Annotated in this window: 17 protein-coding genes; 11 read left to right on the top strand and 6 right to left on the bottom strand. The window is 63.9% G+C overall.

Translation table 11 applies throughout. The annotated features are described in order from the left end of the window. Nucleotides 1-95 precede the first annotated feature (95 nt). The 9 genes from V1273_RS20545 to V1273_RS20505 all read left to right on the top strand — a co-directional run bounded on the left by V1273_RS20545 (nucleotide 96) and on the right by V1273_RS20505 (nucleotide 9073). Complete coding sequence (locus V1273_RS20545; RefSeq protein ID WP_334410698.1) at nucleotides 96-860, top strand: pyridoxine 5'-phosphate synthase; 765 nt, start codon at nucleotides 96-98, stop codon at nucleotides 858-860. Further along, the gene (gene acpS, locus V1273_RS20540) at nucleotides 857-1276 is read left to right on the top strand and encodes a holo-ACP synthase (protein ID WP_334363119.1); all 420 of its coding nucleotides are present in this window, start codon (nucleotides 857-859) and stop codon (nucleotides 1274-1276) included. Before V1273_RS20545 ends, acpS begins: the two co-directional genes overlap by 4 nt. Nucleotides 1277-1560: 284 nt before the next feature. After that, a complete protein-coding gene (gene lepB, locus V1273_RS20535; protein ID WP_057845708.1) occupies nucleotides 1561-2319 on the top strand; it encodes a signal peptidase I in 759 nt (252 codons plus the stop codon). Beyond that, a complete protein-coding gene (gene rnc, locus V1273_RS20530) occupies nucleotides 2316-3128 on the top strand; it encodes a ribonuclease III (RefSeq protein ID WP_334363117.1) in 813 nt (270 codons plus the stop codon). The genes lepB and rnc overlap by 4 nt, the downstream gene beginning before the upstream one ends. Continuing rightward, complete coding sequence (gene era / locus V1273_RS20525) at nucleotides 3118-4044, top strand: GTPase Era (RefSeq protein ID WP_334410697.1); 927 nt, start codon at nucleotides 3118-3120, stop codon at nucleotides 4042-4044. The genes rnc and era overlap by 11 nt, the downstream gene beginning before the upstream one ends. Before the next feature lie 149 nt (nucleotides 4045-4193). After that, entirely contained in the window at nucleotides 4194-4574 is a 381-nt protein-coding gene (locus tag V1273_RS20520) for a hypothetical protein (protein WP_334363115.1), read from the top strand. 134 nt (nucleotides 4575-4708) lie between these two features. Continuing rightward, nucleotides 4709-5461 (top strand): DNA repair protein RecO, encoded by a 753-nt coding sequence (gene recO, locus V1273_RS20515; RefSeq protein WP_334410696.1) that lies wholly within the window; start codon nucleotides 4709-4711, stop codon nucleotides 5459-5461. A gap of 194 nt (nucleotides 5462-5655) precedes the next feature. Continuing rightward, a complete protein-coding gene (parC, locus tag V1273_RS20510; protein WP_334363112.1) occupies nucleotides 5656-7911 on the top strand; it encodes a DNA topoisomerase IV subunit A in 2256 nt (751 codons plus the stop codon). A gap of 226 nt (nucleotides 7912-8137) precedes the next feature. Beyond that, nucleotides 8138-9073, top strand: a complete 936-nt coding sequence (locus V1273_RS20505; RefSeq protein ID WP_334410695.1) for a cation diffusion facilitator family transporter — start codon at nucleotides 8138-8140, stop codon at nucleotides 9071-9073. A gap of 55 nt (nucleotides 9074-9128) precedes the next feature. On the opposite strand, the gene V1273_RS20500 is transcribed toward V1273_RS20505, so the two are convergent. The 3 genes from V1273_RS20500 to V1273_RS20490 are packed head-to-tail and all read right to left on the bottom strand — an operon-like array spanning nucleotide 9129 to nucleotide 11644. After that, nucleotides 9129-9362: a hypothetical protein gene (locus V1273_RS20500; RefSeq protein WP_334363110.1), complete on the bottom strand. Its 234-nt coding sequence runs from the start codon at nucleotides 9360-9362 to the stop codon at nucleotides 9129-9131. Nucleotides 9363-9422: 60 nt separating this feature from the next. Continuing rightward, entirely contained in the window at nucleotides 9423-10814 is a 1392-nt protein-coding gene (chrA, locus tag V1273_RS20495; protein ID WP_442894162.1) for a chromate efflux transporter, read from the bottom strand. Nucleotides 10815-10825: 11 nt separating this feature from the next. Further along, entirely contained in the window at nucleotides 10826-11644 is an 819-nt protein-coding gene (locus V1273_RS20490; RefSeq protein ID WP_334412248.1) for a sulfurtransferase/chromate resistance protein, read from the bottom strand. A 346-nt stretch (nucleotides 11645-11990) separates the two neighbouring features. Here V1273_RS20490 and V1273_RS20485 point away from each other — a divergent pair, with 346 nt between their 5' ends. After that, the gene (locus V1273_RS20485) at nucleotides 11991-13220 is read left to right on the top strand and encodes an MFS transporter (RefSeq protein ID WP_334410693.1); all 1230 of its coding nucleotides are present in this window, start codon (nucleotides 11991-11993) and stop codon (nucleotides 13218-13220) included. 52 nt (nucleotides 13221-13272) lie between these two features. Here V1273_RS20485 and V1273_RS20480 read toward each other — a convergent pair whose 3' ends face one another. The 3 genes from V1273_RS20480 to V1273_RS20470 form a co-directional block, all read right to left on the bottom strand. Then, entirely contained in the window at nucleotides 13273-13527 is a 255-nt protein-coding gene (locus V1273_RS20480; RefSeq protein WP_334410692.1) for a hypothetical protein, read from the bottom strand. 296 nt (nucleotides 13528-13823) lie between these two features. Beyond that, entirely contained in the window at nucleotides 13824-14714 is an 891-nt protein-coding gene (locus V1273_RS20475) for a DUF1259 domain-containing protein (RefSeq protein ID WP_334410691.1), read from the bottom strand. Nucleotides 14715-15018: 304 nt separating this feature from the next. After that, nucleotides 15019-15663 carry a sulfite exporter TauE/SafE family protein gene (locus V1273_RS20470; protein ID WP_334410690.1) on the bottom strand — a complete coding sequence of 215 codons (645 nt, stop codon included), beginning with the start codon at nucleotides 15661-15663 and terminating at the stop codon, nucleotides 15019-15021. 265 nt (nucleotides 15664-15928) lie between these two features. Here V1273_RS20470 and V1273_RS20465 point away from each other — a divergent pair, with 265 nt between their 5' ends. After that, nucleotides 15929-16807, top strand: coding sequence for a DMT family transporter (locus V1273_RS20465; RefSeq protein WP_334410689.1), 879 nt, complete (start codon nucleotides 15929-15931; stop codon nucleotides 16805-16807). The last annotated feature ends 1 nt before the right edge of the window (nucleotide 16808 follow it).

The raw sequence follows: 16808 nt of genomic DNA, 5'->3' as shown, positions 1-16808 counted from the left end.
TCCATCCTTCTCAAGTAGATGGATGCGCAGGTCACGCCCGCGTATGACGTTCTGTGCTATCGAAGTCGCCCGTAAGCTTGCCTGTGAGTCCGGTCATGCCCGTTCCCCCGCTCCGCCTCGGCGTCAATGTCGACCACGTCGCCACCTTGCGCAACGCGCGGCGCGGCGAGCGGCCGGATCCGGTGCGCGCCGCGCTATTGGCGATCGAGGCTGGCGCCGACGGCATCACCGCGCATCTGCGTGAGGACCGCCGCCACATCGGCGACAGCGACATGGCGCGGCTGAAGGCCGAAATATCAAAGCCGCTGAATTTCGAGATGGCGGCAACGGAAGACATGCTGCGGATTTCGCTAGCGACAAAACCCCACGCCGTATGCCTGGTGCCGGAGCGCCGCGAAGAACTCACCACCGAGGGCGGGCTCGACGTGGTCGGACAGCACAACGTGCTGGCCCCGTTCATCGCGCGGCTCAACGATGCCGGCATCCGGGTGTCGCTGTTCATCGCCGCCGACCCGCCGCAGATCGAGATGGCGGCAAAGTTGCGCGCACCCGTGATCGAAATCCACACCGGCGGCTGGTGCGACGCCGTGGTCGACGGCCACGCTGACAAGGCCGAGGCGGAATGGCGGCGAATCGTCGAGGGCGCCGCCTTGGCGCGCGCGGCGGGGCTGGAGGTTCATGCCGGCCACGGCCTCGACTACCAGACCGCCGAGACGATTTCAGCGCTACCTGAGATCGCCGAGCTCAACATCGGCTATTTCATGATGGGGGAGGCCCTGTTCGTCGGCCTTGGCGAGACAGTGCGACAGATGCGCTCCGCAATGGACCGTGGCCGCCAGAAAGTCGCGGGCCGGCCATGATCATCGGCATCGGTTCCGACCTGATCGACATCACACGGGTTGCCAAGGTGATCGAGCGCCATGGCGACCGCTTCCTCGACCGCATCTTTACCGACACCGAGCGCGCCAAGGCGGCGCGCCGCGCCAACAGCGAAAAAATGGTGGTCGCGACCTATGCCAAGCGGTTCGCGGCCAAGGAGGCCTGTTCCAAGGCTCTCGGCACCGGCATCCGGCGTGGCGTCTGGTGGCGGGACATGGGGGTGGTGAACATGCCGGGGGGACGGCCGACCATGAAACTCACCGGCGGCGCGCTGGCCCGGCTCGAAGCGTTGACGCCGGAGGGCTTCGAGGCGCGAATCGATCTGTCGATCACCGACGACTGGCCGCTGGCGCAGGCCTTCGTCATAATTTCGGCGGTCACACCCGGCAAATCATGAACCGCGCAGGCGTTTGCGCCGGGGAAGCGGGAAAAACTAAAAACCATTGAGATATCAATGGATTATGAAGTTTTGACAAGGCGCTTGATTGCGCGCCCACGAACAACCGTCTAAAAACGCCGCCAACGACCTGTTCGAGCCAGGGCCGATTCCGGTTACCGTCGGAATTGGCTCTCAACATCAGTTATCTAGACCATTTTCCTGACGCGAACGTATCTGGCGATTCGCGTGCGGAAAACGTTCTGCCACCGCGCGGGCTGGGGCCCGCGGGAATTGGGAAAGCGATGAGCGTGACATCCGGCACAAAATCTGAAAGCGGCTTGGGTGAAACCATCCGCGTCGTCATCCATGCTCTCCTGATCGCGCTCGTGATCCGCACCTTCCTGTTCCAGCCGTTCAACATCCCCTCGGGATCGATGAAGGCGACGCTTCTGGTCGGCGATTACCTGTTCGTCTCGAAATATTCCTACGGCTACAGCCACTATTCCATTCCATTGTCGCCGCCACTGTTCTCGGGCCGCATCTTCGGCTCGGAGCCGAACCGCGGCGACATCGTCGTGTTCCGCCTGCCGAAGGACGACTCTACCGATTACATCAAGCGCGTGATCGGCTTGCCGGGCGACCGTATCCAGATGCGCGAAGGGCTGCTCCACATCAACGACAAGCCGGTCAAGCGCGAGCGGCTTTCCGACTTCATCGGCGAGGACCCCTGCGGCTCCGACGCCACCGCGCGCGTCAAGCGCTGGAAGGAAACGCTGCCGAACGGCGTCAGCTATGAATCGCTCGATTGCGTCGACAACGGTTTCTACGACAACACCAACGTCTATACCGTGCCCCCCGGCCATTTCTTCATGATGGGCGACAACCGCGACAACTCCACCGATAGCCGCGTGCTGTCGGCGGTGGGCTACGTGCCGTTCGAAAACATCGTCGGCCGGGCGCAGATGATCTTCTTCTCCATTGCCGAGGGCGAACACGCCTGGATGTTCTGGCGCTGGCCGACTGCGGTGCGCTGGAATCGCCTATTCACAATTGTGCGATGAACGACGAAACAGCGATCATTCCTGACACATCGGCCTCCGGCGAGACGGGCCAGCAGGCGGATGCGCCCCGCGAAGCTGCGCCGAAGAAGAAGCGCGGCAAGGCCGGCGCGAAGGCTGCGGCTGCCGCGATCGAGGGGCGCATCGGCTACAAATTTTCCGATCCGGCGCTGCTGACGACCGCCTTTACCCATGTCTCGGCCCTGAAGCCCGCGACCCGACATCGCGCCGACAGCTATCAGCGGCTGGAATTCCTCGGCGACCACGTGCTCGGGCTGATTATCTCCGACATGCTGTATCGCGCCTATCCGAGGGCGGACGAAGGCGAATTGTCCAAACGTCTCGCTGACCTCGTGCGCAAGGAAAGCTGCGCCGACGTCGCCAAGTCGCTGGGGCTGCTCGACGACATCAAGCTCGGCGCGGTGGGCGCAGGGGCGGGCGCGCGCCTGCGCAAGTCCGTTCTCGGCGATATCTGCGAGGCGGTGATCGGGGCGATCTATCTCGACGGCGGCTATGCGGCGGCGTCGCAATTCGTTGAACGCAACTGGCTGGAGCGGATGCGCAAACCGCGCCGGCCGCTGCGCGATCCCAAGACGGTGCTGCAGGAATGGGCCCAGAGCAAGGGCTTGCCGACGCCGGTCTATCGCGAGATCGAGCGCACCGGGCCGCACCACGACCCGCAATTCCGCGTCGCTGTCGACTTGCCGGGACTGGCGCCCGCCGAAGGCGTCGGCGGCTCCAAGCGCGCAGCCGAGAAGGTCGCAGCCTCCGTGATGATCGAACGCGAGGGCGTCGGCAGCAATGACAGTTGAACCCGCACCCGGCTCGTCCAGCGAGACCCGCTGCGGTTTTGTCGCGCTGATCGGCGCCCCCAATGTCGGCAAGTCCACACTTGTCAATGCGCTGGTCGGCTCCAAGGTCACCATCGTCTCGCGCAAGGTGCAGACGACGCGCGCGCTGATCCGCGGCATCGTGATCGAGGACAATGCGCAGATCATTCTGGTCGACACGCCTGGCATCTTCTTGCCGAAGCGGCGGCTGGACCGGGCCATGGTGTCGACCGCCTGGAGCGGGGCCCACGATGCCGACCTGGTCTGCGTGCTGCTCGACGCCAAGGCCGGAATCGATGAGGAGGCCGATGCGATCCTGAGCAAGCTCGCGACGGTTGCGCACCCGAAAATCCTGGTGCTGAACAAGATCGACCTGATCCCGCGCGAGAAGCTACTGGCGCTTGCGCAGGCCGCCAATGAGCGGATGAAGTTCGAGCACACCTTCATGATCTCGGCACTGTCGGGCGACGGTGTCGCCGACCTGCGCAAGACGCTCGCGAAGAGTGTGCCGCCGGGTCCGTTTCATTATCCCGAGGACCAGATGTCGGATGCTCCGCTGCGGCATCTGGCGGCGGAAATCACCCGGGAAAAGATCTACCGCCAGCTCCACCAGGAACTGCCGTACCAATCGACCGTTGAGACCGATAGCTGGACCGAGCGCAAGGACAAGTCGGTCCGGATCGAACAGACGATCTTTGTCGAGCGCGAGAGCCAGCGCAAGATCGTGCTCGGCAAGGGCGGCGCAACCATCAAGTCGATCGGCGCGGAGTCGCGGAAGGAGATCGCCGAAATTGTCGGCGTGCCCGTGCACCTGTTCCTGTTCGTCAAGGTGCGCGAGAACTGGGGCGACGACCCCGACCGCTACAGGGAAATGGGGCTGGAATTCCCCAAGGAATGATCGAGGGATGTCTTTGCGGGCGAAGCATCCAGCCGCAGCAAGAAAGATGGATTGCTTCGTCGCTTTGCTCCCTTGCACAAACGCTTCGCGTTTGTCGCAGGCAATGACGGGCCGAGAACATGACCCACCAATTACCAAGAACGAGCCCGATGACCCTACCGAGAAACGTGCTGTGGTTTGAGGTTTTGCTGTATCTGTCGCTGATGCTGGATGCGGTGTCGGTGGCGTTCCAGGACCGCACGCCGACCCCGAAGATGACGGAGCAGATGATCGGCACCGGAACGCTGATGGCGGCCGGCCTGATTCTGCTGTTGGTCTATCTCGTCCGGCTGGCCGCCGAGCACCGCAAGAACTGGCCACGCTGGGTGCTGGCGGCGGTACTGGTGCTGTCGGTGATTTCGCTCGCGCAAATGATCGGCGAAAAGGGCATTCAGTTCGACAGCGGCATCGAAGTGATCTCCTGCGCACTGACTGCGGCCGGACTGTATTTTTCGTTCACCGGCGATGCGGTGGGGTGGTTCAACGCCTAGCAGGGTCATTCCGGGACGCATCGAAGATGCGAACCCGGAATCTCGAGATTCCGGGTCTGGTCCTTCGGACCATCCCGGAATGACGAACGGAGAGACCGCTGCGCTCCCCAGCCAAATCCTGTAAACTCCCGCCCATGGAATGGACCGACGAAGGCATCGTGCTGGGCGTACGGCGGCATGGCGAATCCTCCGCCATCGTCGAGTTGCTGACGCGCGGCCATGGCCGGCATCTCGGCCTGGTGCGCGGCGGTGCCTCCTCGCGGATGCGGCCGCTGCTGCAGCCCGGTAACAGCGTCACCGCCGTGTGGCGGGCGCGGCTCGACGAACATCTCGGTATCTACGCCATCGAGGGCACGCGGCTGCGCGCCGCAACGCTGCTCGCGTCCTCGCATGCGGTCTATGGCGTTACCCATCTGGCCGCGCTGGCGCGGTTATTGCCGGAACGTGACCCGCATGAGGACATTTACGAGATGCTCGACCGCACGCTGGACGACTTCGACGACGCCGGCGGCGCGGCGGCGCACCTGATCCGGTTCGAGCTCGCGATGCTCGCCGAGCTCGGCTTCGGCCTCGATCTGGAAAACTGTGCCGCGACCGGCGCGACCTCCGACCTGGTCTACGTCTCGCCGAAATCCGGCGGCGCCGTCTCGCGGGAGGCTGGCGAGCCCTATCGGGATCGCCTGCTGCGGTTGCCGGCCTTCCTGCGCGAAGGCGAGGGCGGGGCGAACAGTTGGTCGGACCAGGACCTGCAGGACGGTTTTCGCCTGACCGGACTGTTCCTGCTCCGCCATGTGCTGGAGCCGCGCGGGCAGGGCCATTCCGACGCCCGGGATGGGTTCATCAATGCGGTAACGCGGCATCGGGCGCGAATCAGTTCGTCGGCCTGAACCCGCTGCCGTAACCCGTCGTCCCTGCGAACGCAGGGACCCATACGCCGCAGCGGTTGTTTGGTGCCGGGCTGTGAGTCATTTTTCCAACAAACACCTGTGGTTATGGGCCCCTGCGTTCGCAGGGGCGACGTCAGAAAATTGCATTCGGCATACGTCTTGCCGGATTTATCAGCAGAGTCTAACCCCTCCCCATGGGAAAACGACAGCTACCGCCGGAAGAACCGGCCGAAATCCACGAGGTCATGCTGCGCGATGCGCTGGAAGAGCGCTATCTCGCCTACGCGCTCTCGACCATCATGCATCGCGCCTTGCCGGACGCCCGCGACGGGCTGAAGCCGGTGCACCGGCGCATCCTCTACGGCATGCGCCTGCTCAGGCTCGACCCCGGTACGCCCTTCAAGAAATCGGCAAAAATCGTCGGCGACGTGATGGGCTCGTTCCACCCGCATGGCGACCAGGCGATCTACGACGCCATGGTGCGTCTCGCCCAGGATTTCGCCTCGCGCTACCCGCTGGTCGACGGCCAGGGCAATTTCGGCAACATCGACGGCGATAACCCGGCCGCCTACCGCTACACCGAAGCGCGCATGACCGAGGTCGCGCGGCTGCTCCTGGACGGCATCGACGAGGACGGCGTCGAGTTCCGCGCCAATTACGACGGCCAGAGCAAGGAACCGGTCGTTCTGCCCGGTGGCTTCCCGAACCTGCTCGCCAACGGCGCGCAGGGCATTGCGGTCGGCATGGCCACCTCGATCCCGCCGCACAATGTCGCCGAGCTCTGCGACGCGGCGCTGCACCTGATCGACAAGCCTGAGGCGAAGTCGAAGTCGCTGATGAAATGGGTCAAGGGCCCGGACTTCCCGACCGGCGGCATCATCGTCGATTCCAAGGAAAGTATTACCGAAGCCTACATGACCGGGCGCGGCTCGTTCCGCACCCGCGCCAAATGGACCCAGGAAGAGGGCGCGCGCGGCACCTGGGTCGTGGTCATCACCGAGATTCCATGGCTGGTGCAGAAATCCCGGCTGGTCGAGAAGATCGCCGAACTGCTCAACGAGAAGAAGCTGCCGCTGGTCGGCGACGTCAGGGATGAATCGGCCGAGGACGTTCGCCTCGTGATCGAGCCGAAATCCCGCGCGGTCGATCCGGCGCTGATGATGGAATCGCTGTTCCGGCTCACCGAGCTCGAGAGCAAGATTTCGTTGAACCTCAATGTGCTGATCAAGGGCAAGATCCCCAAGGTGGTGGGGCTTGCCGAGTGCCTGCGCGAATGGCTCGACCATCTGCGCGACGTGCTGGTGCGCCGCTCCAACTATCGCAAGACCCAGATCGAGAACCGGCTCGAAATACTCGGCGGCTACCTGATTGCCTATTTGAACATCGACAAGGTGATCAAGATCATCCGCACCGAGGACGAGCCGAAGCCGGCGCTGATCAAGGCGTTCAAGCTGACGGAAGTCCAGGCCGATGCGATCCTCAACATGCGGCTGCGCTCCTTGCGCAAGCTCGAGGAATTCGAAATCCGCACCGAGGACAAGAACCTTCGCAATGAATTGAAGGGCATCAAGTCGCTGCTCGGGTCCGAAGCCGAGCAATGGTCCAAGGTCGGCGAACAGGTTCGGAAGGTGCGCGACATCTTTGGGCCGAAGACGCCGCTAGGCAAGCGCCGCACGCAATTCGCCGACGCGCCCGAGCATGATCTCGCCGCGATCGAGGAAGCCTTTGTCGAGCGCGAGCCGGTGACGGTCGTGATCTCCGAGAGGGGCTGGGTGCGTACACTGAAGGGCCATGTCGAGGATATCTCGGGCCTTGCCTTCAAGACCGACGACAAACTCGACCACACCTTCTTCGCCGAGACCACGTCGAAGCTCCTGCTCTTCGCCACCAACGGCAAATTCTATTCGCTCGATGTGGCAAAACTGCCCGGCGGCCGCGGCCATGGCGAGCCGATCCGCATGTTCATCGACCTCGAGCAGGACGCGGCGATCGTCTCGCTGTTCGTCAACAAGGGCGAGCGCAAGTTCCTGATCGCGAGCAGCGAGGGGCAGGGCTTCGTGGTCAAGGAAGAGGATTGCGTCAGCAATACCCGCAAGGGCAAGCAGGTGCTCAACGTCACCATGCCGAACGAGGCCTGCGCGATCGCGACCGTGCAAGGCGATACCGTGGCCGCGATCGGCACCAACCACAAGATGGTGCTGTTTCCGCTCGACCAGGTGCCCGAGATGGCGCGCGGCCGCGGCGTGCGCCTGCAGAAATATTCCAGCGCCAAGCTGTCCGACGTCGCGGTGTTCGAGTTCAAGGCCGGACTGACCTGGAAGGATTCGGCCGGCCGCGAGCAGAGCATGAGCGCCAAGGAATTGTCCGACTGGCGCGGCAACCGCGCCGACGCCGGCCGCCTCGCGCACGGCCTGCCGAAGTCGAACAAGTTTTTGCGCGGCGTGGAGTGACGTGAGGTGATTGCTGTCGTCCCTGCGAAAGCAGGGACCCATAACCACCGTCGCTCGTTGGCACGGAAGGTAACTACCCCGTCCGCCTTACCGGTAAGCCGCGGCGTATGGGTCCCTGCGTTCGCAGGGACGACGGCGGAGAAACCCACACGATCGTATCTTCTCACCACGATCGTATCTTCTCACTGTGATAGTATTTAGATTTTGTCGCGCTATATACCGTGGCATGGCGCACCATCACGACGATCACGATCATTCTCACGCACGCAGTCACGCCGGCCACAGCCACGCGCCGGATAATTTTGGCTGGGCGTTCGCCATCGGCGCTACGCTCAATACAGCGTTCGTCATTGCCGAACTGATCTTCGGCTACGCCGCCAATTCGCTGGCGCTGATCTCTGACGCTGTTCACAATTTGTCCGACGTGATCGCGCTGCTGCTGGCATGGGCCGCCGCGTGGCTGGCGCAGAAGCAGCCGACCCAGCGGCATACTTACGGCTATCGCCGCGCCTCGATCCTGGCGGCGCTGTTCAATGCCGGCCTGCTGCTGGTCGCTGTCGGCGGCATCGTCGTCGAGGCGGTCAACCGGCTGTTTGCGCCGGCCCCGGTTGCAGGCTGGACCGTCGTTCTGGTCGCCGCGCTCGGCGTCGCCATCAACGGTGGCACCGCGCTTCTATTCATGCGCGGCCGCCACGGCGATCTCAACATTCGCGGCGCTTATCTGCACATGGCGGCCGATGCCGGCGTCTCACTCGGCGTGGTGGTTGCCGCCGGCATCATCATGCTGACCGGTTGGCTGTGGCTTGATCCCGCGATCAGCCTTGTGATTGCGGCTGTGGTGTTCTGGAGCGGATGGGGTCTGGCTCGCGACAGCGTCAATCTCGCGCTCGACGGCGTGCCGCGCGGCATCGAACTCTCCGATGTGAAGGATTACCTCGGCAGGCTGGAAGGCGTCTCCGAGGTGCATGACCTCCACGTCTGGGCCATGAGCACCAATGAGACCGCGTTGACCGCGCATCTGGTGCGGCCCGCCGGCACCGACGACGCCTTCCTTCATCGCGTGTGCGAGGAGCTTTCGCAGCGGTTCAACATCCACCATTCCACGCTGCAGATCGAGGCGGGCGGCGAGACGTGCAGGCTGGCGCCGGCGGAGCGGGTGTAGCAAGGAGCGTAGGGTAGGTTGCCGTCAACTCTACATGTTCACGTTGCGGGAAGCCTCATTTTTGCTCTTTGATCTGGCCGCTGCTGTCGACGACGAGCCGCACTTCCTTACCGTTCTTCATCGCCTTCGCGGTCGTACCTTCGGCCGTCGACTTGATGTCGCTGACCTGCGAGTAGCCAGCCGCCTGAATCTTGGCGATGAGCTCCTCCTGTGTCAGGGCATAAACGGGTGATAATCCTGCCGCGATCGCCAGCCAGATGGTTGCCCGAAAGATCGTCCGTGTGCGCATGTTCGTTCTCCTGGTTATATCCTGCCCCAGGTGAAGTTCGGTTAGTCCGTAGTGTTCCCCCTAGATGACGCCCACCAACCGCAGCAGGATGCCCGTGATGCATGAAGCAGCAAGAACGATGAGCATTCCGACGTTAAGACGGAAGATCGCCGTGGCCGCGGCCGCCGCAAGCACGAAGGCAGCAATATCCAGGCTTCCCCACACCGGCATGTCGAACGACAGGGCGAACGAGCGGACCGGCGTGGTCTGCCGAAACAGTGTGTGCAATCCGAACCAGATCGAGAGATTGAGAATCACGCCGACCACGGCGGCGGTGATCGCGGAAAGGGCGCCCGCAAGCCCCTTGTTGCCGCGTAGCGTCTCGATGTAGGGCGCGCCGAGGAAGATCCAGAGGAAGCAGGGGATGAAGGTGACCCAGGTCGCCAGCAATCCGCCGAGCGTGGCGGCCCACATTGGCGACAACGTGCCGGGATCGCGATAGGCCGCCATGAAGCCGACGAACTGCAGCACCATGATTAAGGGCCCCGGCGTGGTTTCGGCCATGCCGAGGCCATCCAGCATCTCGCGTGGCTGTAGCCAGTGATAATGCTCGACCGCCTGCTGGGCGACGTAGGCCAGCACTGCATAGGCGCCGCCGAACGTCACCATCGCCATCTTGGAAAAGAACAGCGCGATCTGGCTGAACACATTGGTCTGTCCAAGCCCGATCAGCAGCGCCGCGACCGGCACCACCCACAGCAACAACCATATCGAGCTTACGCGCAGCGCGCGCGCCACGCCGGGGCGGACATGGTCGGGCAGGTCCTCGCCGAGCAGGCTGTCGACCGCCGCGGACTGCTTGCCGCCGCCACCGTGTTCGATGGCGGCAAACTCTGGCCGGCCGCTGCGCGCGCCGAAATAGCCGATCACGCCGGCCGCGATGATGATGACCGGGAAGGGAACGTTGAAAAAGAAGATCGCGACAAATGCGATCGCCGCGAGCGCAATCATCACGCGATTGCGTAGGGACCGCTTGCCGACCCGGACGACTGCATGGACCACGATCGCCAGCACTGCAGCCTTCAGCCCGAAGAACAGCGCCTCGATGAAACCGACATTGCCATAGGCCGCATAGATGTAACTCAAGCCCATGATGGCGATGATGCCGGGCAGGATGAACAGCCCGCCCGCCATGATGCCGCCGGCCGTTCGGTGCAGCAGCCAGCCGATATAAGTCGCAAGCTGCTGCGCTTCCGGGCCCGGCAACAGCATGCAGTAGTTCAGCGCATGCAAAAACCGGCCTTCGGAGATCCAGTTCTTTTCCTCGACCAGGATGCGGTGCATCACCGCGATCTGCCCGGCTGGGCCGCCAAAACTCAATATGGCGACCCGCAGCCAGACCCTGAAAGCCTCGCCGAAACTGATGCCGTGACCAGTTTCCCTGACGGCATCCGTTTCGGCCACCTTGTTCATCGTCGCGTCCATTACGATTTCGCCTTGTTGGTTGGCCAGTTGTGGGTCTCGGCAGTCGCGTCCCGGCACCATCGGTAGAACGCGTCGTACAGCGTCATGCCGGCTTCCAGCTGCTCGAGATCATCATCGAACATGCGCGACAGCCCGAGCGAAGCCGCGAGCAGGCCGGGCGCTTCGGGCGACAGGTCGAGCCGTCCGGTGTCGGCACCACGCACCATTGCCGCCAGCCGCAGCAAGGGCGGCGTCGCGAGACCGAATTCCTCGATCATGACGTCGAACGTGCAGAGCTCGCCGCGATGACTCCAGAATACGTTCTCGACGTCGAAGGGGGCGGCGTTGAAGCGCTCGCCGACTGCAAGCACCTCCGGCGGCGTGACGAAAAGAAATACCGCGTTGGGATCGACAAACCTGCGGATCAGCCACGGGCAGGCGATGCGGTCGATCTTCGGCCGCGCGCGGGTGACCCAGACGGTGCGGCCCTGCGCGTCGCGCGCCGGGAGTTTTGCCGCCGGCACCAGCGGCAGTTTTGCGGCCTTCCAGCCCTCGAAACCGCCTTCCAGCGCTTCGGCCGAGACGTGGAGATGGCGCAGCCAGGCCGCGGTGCCCTGTGCCAGTTTCTGGCCGCGCAGGCAAACGACGATCGCCGAGCGGCCGGAGAACTCCTCGCCCCAATCGGCAGCTTCCTCGTGGTTGCGCCTGACGGCGCCCGGAATCAGCCGCTGGTCGGCGGCGAAATCCTCGTCAGTACGAACATCGATCAGGGCCGGCATGTTCGCCGTGCCGATCAATTTTGAAAGCTTGTCGGGAGATATCGTGGTGTAGGATGACATGGCAGCGCCCTCGTCAAAAAGAAACGGGACGCGATACTTGGGCATGTCGCCTCGTGGGGAGATCGCAACATCCCCATGCGCGGAATTAAGCGCGGCCCTGTTCGGCTGTCAATGGTTGTCAGCGGTGCGTAGGATGGAGGAGCGAAGCGATACCCATCAATCATTCCCGCAATCCGCCGAGGATGGGTACCGCTGCGCTCCACCCATCCTACGAGAGGCGCTTGCGCCATGCCGGTTTCGGTCCTAACTTGCCCTACCAGGGACAAAGCAGGCTCCCCGTCAGACGGTCCGCCGTCCAAGCTCTGCGCACACTCGATTACGTCGAGGATGGCGCACGGATGCTGGGATGACCGATATCGCGACCGAACCAAAACCCTCCACCGCCAACGCGCTGATCCGGCTGCTCTATGTCGCACGCGGCCTGCGCGGTTTCGGCGACGGCTTCGCCGTCATCATCCTGCCGGCCTATCTGACCGCGCTGGGATACGACGCTATCGCCGTCGGTATCGTCGCGACGGCGTCGCTGTTGGGAACGGCGCTGCTGACGTTGATCACCGGCTGGATCGCGCCGCGCCATGACCTGCGGCCGTTGCTGATATCGGGCGCCTGCCTGATGGCCGCAACCGGCAGCGCCTTTCCCGCCGTCGAGCATTTTGTGCTGATCGCGCTGGTCGCATTCATCGGCACGATCAACGCTTCCGGCGGCGATCTCGGTGTGCTGGTGCCGCTTGAGCATGCGGTGCTGGCTCACAGTGTCACCGATGAGCGCCGGACCCAGGTGTTCGCGCGCTACAGCCTGGTCGGCGCGCTCTGTACCGCTGCGGGTTCGCTTGCGGCCTCGCTGCCCGATTTCCTTGTCGCCGGCGGCAGCACGCAACTCGCTGCGTTCCGCCTGATGTTCTATGCCTACGCCGCGCTCGGCGTCACCTGCGCGGTGCTTTATCGCTACATGCCGCATCAGCGCGGCGAAGAGCGGGCGCCACAGGCGCCACTCGGGCCTTCGCGCGGCACCGTCTACAAGCTCGCGGCGCTGTTCAGCATCGATTCCTTTGCCGGCGGCTTTGTCGCGCAGTCGCTGCTGGTGCTGTGGCTGTTCGAGCGTTTCGACCTGTCATTGTCCGCGGCCGGATTGTTTTTCTTCTGGTCGAGCACGCTGAGCGCGTTCTCCTATCCGGTCGCGGCATGGATCGCGAAGCGCATCGGCCTGGTCAACACCATGGTGTTCACGCATATCCCATCCAGCATCGTCCTGATCCTGGCGGCATTTGCGCCGAACCTTTACGTCGCGCTCGGCCTGCTGCTGTTGCGCTCGGCGCTGTCTCAAATGGACGTGCCGACCCGCACCTCCTACGTCATGGCCGTGGTGACGCCGGCCGAACGGCCCGCGGCCGCCAGCGTCACCGCCGTGCCGCGCAGCCTCGCATCTGCCGTCAGCCCGGCGATCTCGGGCGCGCTCTTGATGACGTCGTTTACGGGGTTGCCGCTGGTGGTTTGCGGCACGCTCAAGATCGCCTACGACCTCGCTTTGCTGTTCTCGTTCCGCCATATCAAGCCACCGGAGGAGCAGGGACGTTAGCTAGCACGTTCTCGCGCGATTGGAGACCGGCGCGTCAACGCGGTTCGCGGGACTACCAGGGCGATCGCCGTCCGTCGGGGAGGGGGTCCATCACGCGCCGCTCGTCTCGCACATGCGACCATTGCGCCAGCTTGATCTCCGGCGTGTGGGGGGTGTTGCTCTCTTCCGAGTCAAAGGCGAGTTGCTGGCTTGCCTGCACCTGGTATTTGGCGGCTTGCGCCAACCAATACCATTTCTTGTCGGGTTCGCTCAGCGCGCGTTGACGGCACTCGGCTTCCAATTCACGTAAGCGGATCGCTTCCTTCATAGCCACTTCCAGAGCCTGCAGGCTCCAACCTGCCGGAGCCTCGAAACCACCGGAAACCGGGGTTCCGGTTAGCTTCTCATGACAAAAACTTCTTGACGGTAAGCTATGCTGGTTCGACGCAATTGATTGAAATTTAGGAACGGATTGAAGCGATAATTCGCGGATCTGGTCGGGGTGCACCTCTAATCCGTAGCCAGATTGGTCGCGAATGCCGCCTGCCGGCGCCGACCGCGGCGCCGCCCTTATTCGCGTCCCGCCGCATCAAGCCGCCGAACAAGACTTTGACGTCTGCGCGATCAGTGCTGCGCGACGGCTGTCTTGTCGAGCGCGGCGCGGACGTTGCGTGCCAGCTTCAGGGCGTCGTCGTTGGCCCAGAAATGAATGAAGAACATCCGCGGCTCTTCTGCGAGCATGTGGCTATGGATCGCGGTGACCTCGATATCGCCGGCACGCAGCGCCCGGATCAGCGGATTGACCTCGTTGCCGGTTACGAGGAAGTCGCCTGTTATGGCGGCCTTGCCGCCACCGGTCGGCTGAAAGTTGATGGCGTTGGCGCCGCCGAGCGGCGTGTTGACCTGCATTCCGCCTTCCTTGGCCGGATCACGCCTCGGAATGCCGTACTGGTAGACACCGCCAGTCGCCGTGCCCTTGGCGCCCATCGCCTCGTCGAGCTTTGCCGTGTCGAGATCAACCGCAGGCGCAGCGGTGGAGGTGGTGGCCGGTGGATCGAACGGCGTCTTGCTTGCCGATGAAAGCGCTGTACGGATCGCGGTTGCCATTTTCTCGGGATCGCCGTGCCCGGCCACATGCATGTAGAAGGTCGCGGGAGAGGCGCGGAGAACGTGATTGTGGATGGCAGTGATATCCAATCCGCTGTCCAGCAGCCTCGTCATGACCGGGGTAATCTCGGTCTCGAGCAACACCAGATCGCCCATCAGCATGGCCTCTCCGTGCATGGGAGCGAAGGCGACCCAGCCTCCGAGCGCCAATGCTGGCTTGATCGCGACGCCGTCCAGCGTGACGTGCAGATCTGATCGCGGCAGCGCGTAACGATGCACTTCACCGCTCACTGTGGCAGCCTTGCCGAGGGCGGCATCCACCTTCTTCCAGTCGATAGCATCGGCGCGGGCAGCATGCGACAGCAGCAGTGCGGCGCCGAGCGCGAGTAATGTGAGCCTGTGTTTCATGGCGTTCTCCTTCTTGCGCGAGCCCCAAACATCGACCGGATAGCGCGCGGCATCCCGCAAGGCGTGATGCAGCGCGGCCGAGTGTCGGGGTATGGATGAGAGAATATTTTGGGCATGCGTATGCGCCTCCGGAAAACCGGGACGCGATACTTGGGCATGTCGCCTCGTGGGGGGATCGCAACTACCCCCATGGCCGCATTCAGCCACACTGACGCGGAGTGTCAACGCGGTCGCGCGCTGACATCGGCAGACTCACGCTCAATTGACCGGACGCGATCGAGCCGTTTTTCGCTTCCCGCTGCTATCAGATGATCAGCACCGCACCCGAGACCAGCAGCAATACCAGCACCACCTTCCGGAACGCCGCCTCATCCAGCCGGCCGTACAGCTTGAGCCCGGCCCAGGTGCCGGCGAACAAGGCTGGCAGTCCGATCAGAAACAGTTTGATCGTGTCAGGCGTGATCGCGCCCCTGGCTCCGATCCACAGGGCGCTCATGGCGAAGATCGCAACGGCCACCGGCTGAAACACGCCGTTGAGGAAACCGACGGCGGCGTCGGCCGCGGCGCCGCCCGCGTTCACCGCAGGGATGGCCGGTCGCAGCAGCGCGTAGAGGCTGTAGAGCACGAGGAACGCGCCGACGCCCGCGCGCACATGGGCAGGGTTCGCCCAGGTCAGGACGCCGACGCCTACCGGAACGCCGAGTGCGGCGCCGGCCACGAACGGCCAGAGCCTTCGCCAATCAAGCGCGCCGCGCAGCTTCCAGACCGAATAGCCCTGCACGAGCAGCCCGAACGCAATGATCAGCGTCGCCGTTTGCAGCGGCGTGAGGATGTAGAGCCAGATCGCCGAGACGACGAGGCCGAAGGCGAAGCCGGAGAGACCGGAGACAACCGCGCCGGCGAAGGTCGCAAGAAGAAACAGCGGCAGTTCGAGTGTCGCTCCATCCATGTGCCCGCTCCACGCAAAAGCGAGCAGCGCTTGAATGGAATCGCCATTTGACGGGGAGGCTGCGATTTCCCCCGCAAGCAGGCTAAGCCCGTCATGGCTCGCCCGCAAGACGAGAGATCGGTATTTGCTGCTGACATTTGCCGCCATTTGCGTGCAGATCGCGCGGCCCAAGACAGAAAGATCGATCCGGATGCCATCGAGCCTCGCGTGCGCGATTTTCCGCACCATATGATCGCGCGAGAGACGCGGGCGACAGGGGGCGGCGTTGGGTGAATGGATCGGGGTCGCAATCGCGCTGGTCTCGAGCAGCCTCGGCGGCAGCGCCGCGGCGATCACGCGCTATCTCGCCGGCAACACCGATCCGATCACACTTGCGATCCTGCGATGGGGGATCGGCTTCTGCTGCGTGCTGCCGGCGGCGCTGCTCATGAAGGTGCGATGGCCGAAGCGCGCGGACTGGCCGGCCGTCGCCGCCCTCGGCTTCTGCTTCTTCGGCGTGTTTTTCGTTCTCTACAATATTGCCATGACGTTCACGACCGCGGCGCGCGCCTCGCTCGCGCTGGCGACGTTGCCGCTGCACACCATGGTGGTCGGTGCTCTGCTCGGCATCGAGCCGCTGACGAAACGGAAGTCGATCGGGGTCTGCATCGCGGTGCTGGGTGTCGCCGCCGCACTCGCAACGGGATTGTCGGCCGCGCCGGCGGGCGCGTGGCGCGGCGAGTTGATCATGACTGGCGCGGTGCTGTGCATGGCGTTCTACAATGTCTGGTCCCGGCCGTTCATCCAGCGGTCCAGCGCGCTCGGTTTCCTCACCGTGGGCATGGGCACCGGCGCGGCGGCCCTGATCCTGGTCGGATCGTTGACCGGCAGCGTCGCATCGCTCGGTCAGTTCGGAACGCCGCAATGGATCGCGGGGCTTTATCTCGGCGTCGCCGGCGGGGCGCTCGCCTTCATTCTGTGGGTGCTGGCGCTGGAGCAGGCGTCGCCGACGCGCGTAGCCAACACCATGACGGTCAACCCGGTTGCCGCCGGCCTGCTTGCCACCCAGCTCGTCGGCGAGCCGATCACGCTCAACCTCATTGTCGGGCTGATCGCCGTGTTTGCGGGGATATGGATCGCGACGTCGGAGATCAGGAAGCCGTAGG

The organism is Bradyrhizobium sp. AZCC 1721 (genome assembly GCF_036924715.1).
Taxonomy (GTDB): Bacteria; Pseudomonadota; Alphaproteobacteria; order Rhizobiales; family Xanthobacteraceae; genus Bradyrhizobium.
This window is presented reverse-complemented; position numbering and strand designations above follow the sequence as displayed.

Excerpts from the sequence above, each read along its gene's own strand:
- V1273_RS20545 (WP_334410698.1), top strand. The coding sequence starts at position 96 with ATGCCCGTTCCCCCGCTCCGCCTCGGCGTCAATGTCGACCACGTCGCC.
- acpS (WP_334363119.1), top strand. The coding sequence starts at position 857 with ATGATCATCGGCATCGGTTCCGACCTGATCGACATCACACGGGTTGCC.
- lepB (WP_057845708.1), top strand. The coding sequence starts at position 1,561 with ATGAGCGTGACATCCGGCACAAAATCTGAAAGCGGCTTGGGTGAAACC.
- rnc (WP_334363117.1), top strand. The coding sequence starts at position 2,316 with ATGAACGACGAAACAGCGATCATTCCTGACACATCGGCCTCCGGCGAG.
- era (WP_334410697.1), top strand. The coding sequence starts at position 3,118 with ATGACAGTTGAACCCGCACCCGGCTCGTCCAGCGAGACCCGCTGCGGT.
- V1273_RS20520 (WP_334363115.1), top strand. The coding sequence starts at position 4,194 with ATGACCCTACCGAGAAACGTGCTGTGGTTTGAGGTTTTGCTGTATCTG.
- recO (WP_334410696.1), top strand. The coding sequence starts at position 4,709 with ATGGAATGGACCGACGAAGGCATCGTGCTGGGCGTACGGCGGCATGGC.
- parC (WP_334363112.1), top strand. The coding sequence starts at position 5,656 with ATGGGAAAACGACAGCTACCGCCGGAAGAACCGGCCGAAATCCACGAG.
- V1273_RS20505 (WP_334410695.1), top strand. The coding sequence starts at position 8,138 with ATGGCGCACCATCACGACGATCACGATCATTCTCACGCACGCAGTCAC.
- V1273_RS20500 (WP_334363110.1), bottom strand. The coding sequence starts at position 9,362 with ATGCGCACACGGACGATCTTTCGGGCAACCATCTGGCTGGCGATCGCG.
- chrA (WP_442894162.1), bottom strand. The coding sequence starts at position 10,814 with ATGAACAAGGTGGCCGAAACGGATGCCGTCAGGGAAACTGGTCACGGC.
- V1273_RS20490 (WP_334412248.1), bottom strand. The coding sequence starts at position 11,644 with ATGTCATCCTACACCACGATATCTCCCGACAAGCTTTCAAAATTGATC.
- V1273_RS20485 (WP_334410693.1), top strand. The coding sequence starts at position 11,991 with ATGACCGATATCGCGACCGAACCAAAACCCTCCACCGCCAACGCGCTG.
- V1273_RS20480 (WP_334410692.1), bottom strand. The coding sequence starts at position 13,527 with ATGAAGGAAGCGATCCGCTTACGTGAATTGGAAGCCGAGTGCCGTCAA.
- V1273_RS20475 (WP_334410691.1), bottom strand. The coding sequence starts at position 14,714 with ATGAAACACAGGCTCACATTACTCGCGCTCGGCGCCGCACTGCTGCTG.
- V1273_RS20470 (WP_334410690.1), bottom strand. The coding sequence starts at position 15,663 with ATGGATGGAGCGACACTCGAACTGCCGCTGTTTCTTCTTGCGACCTTC.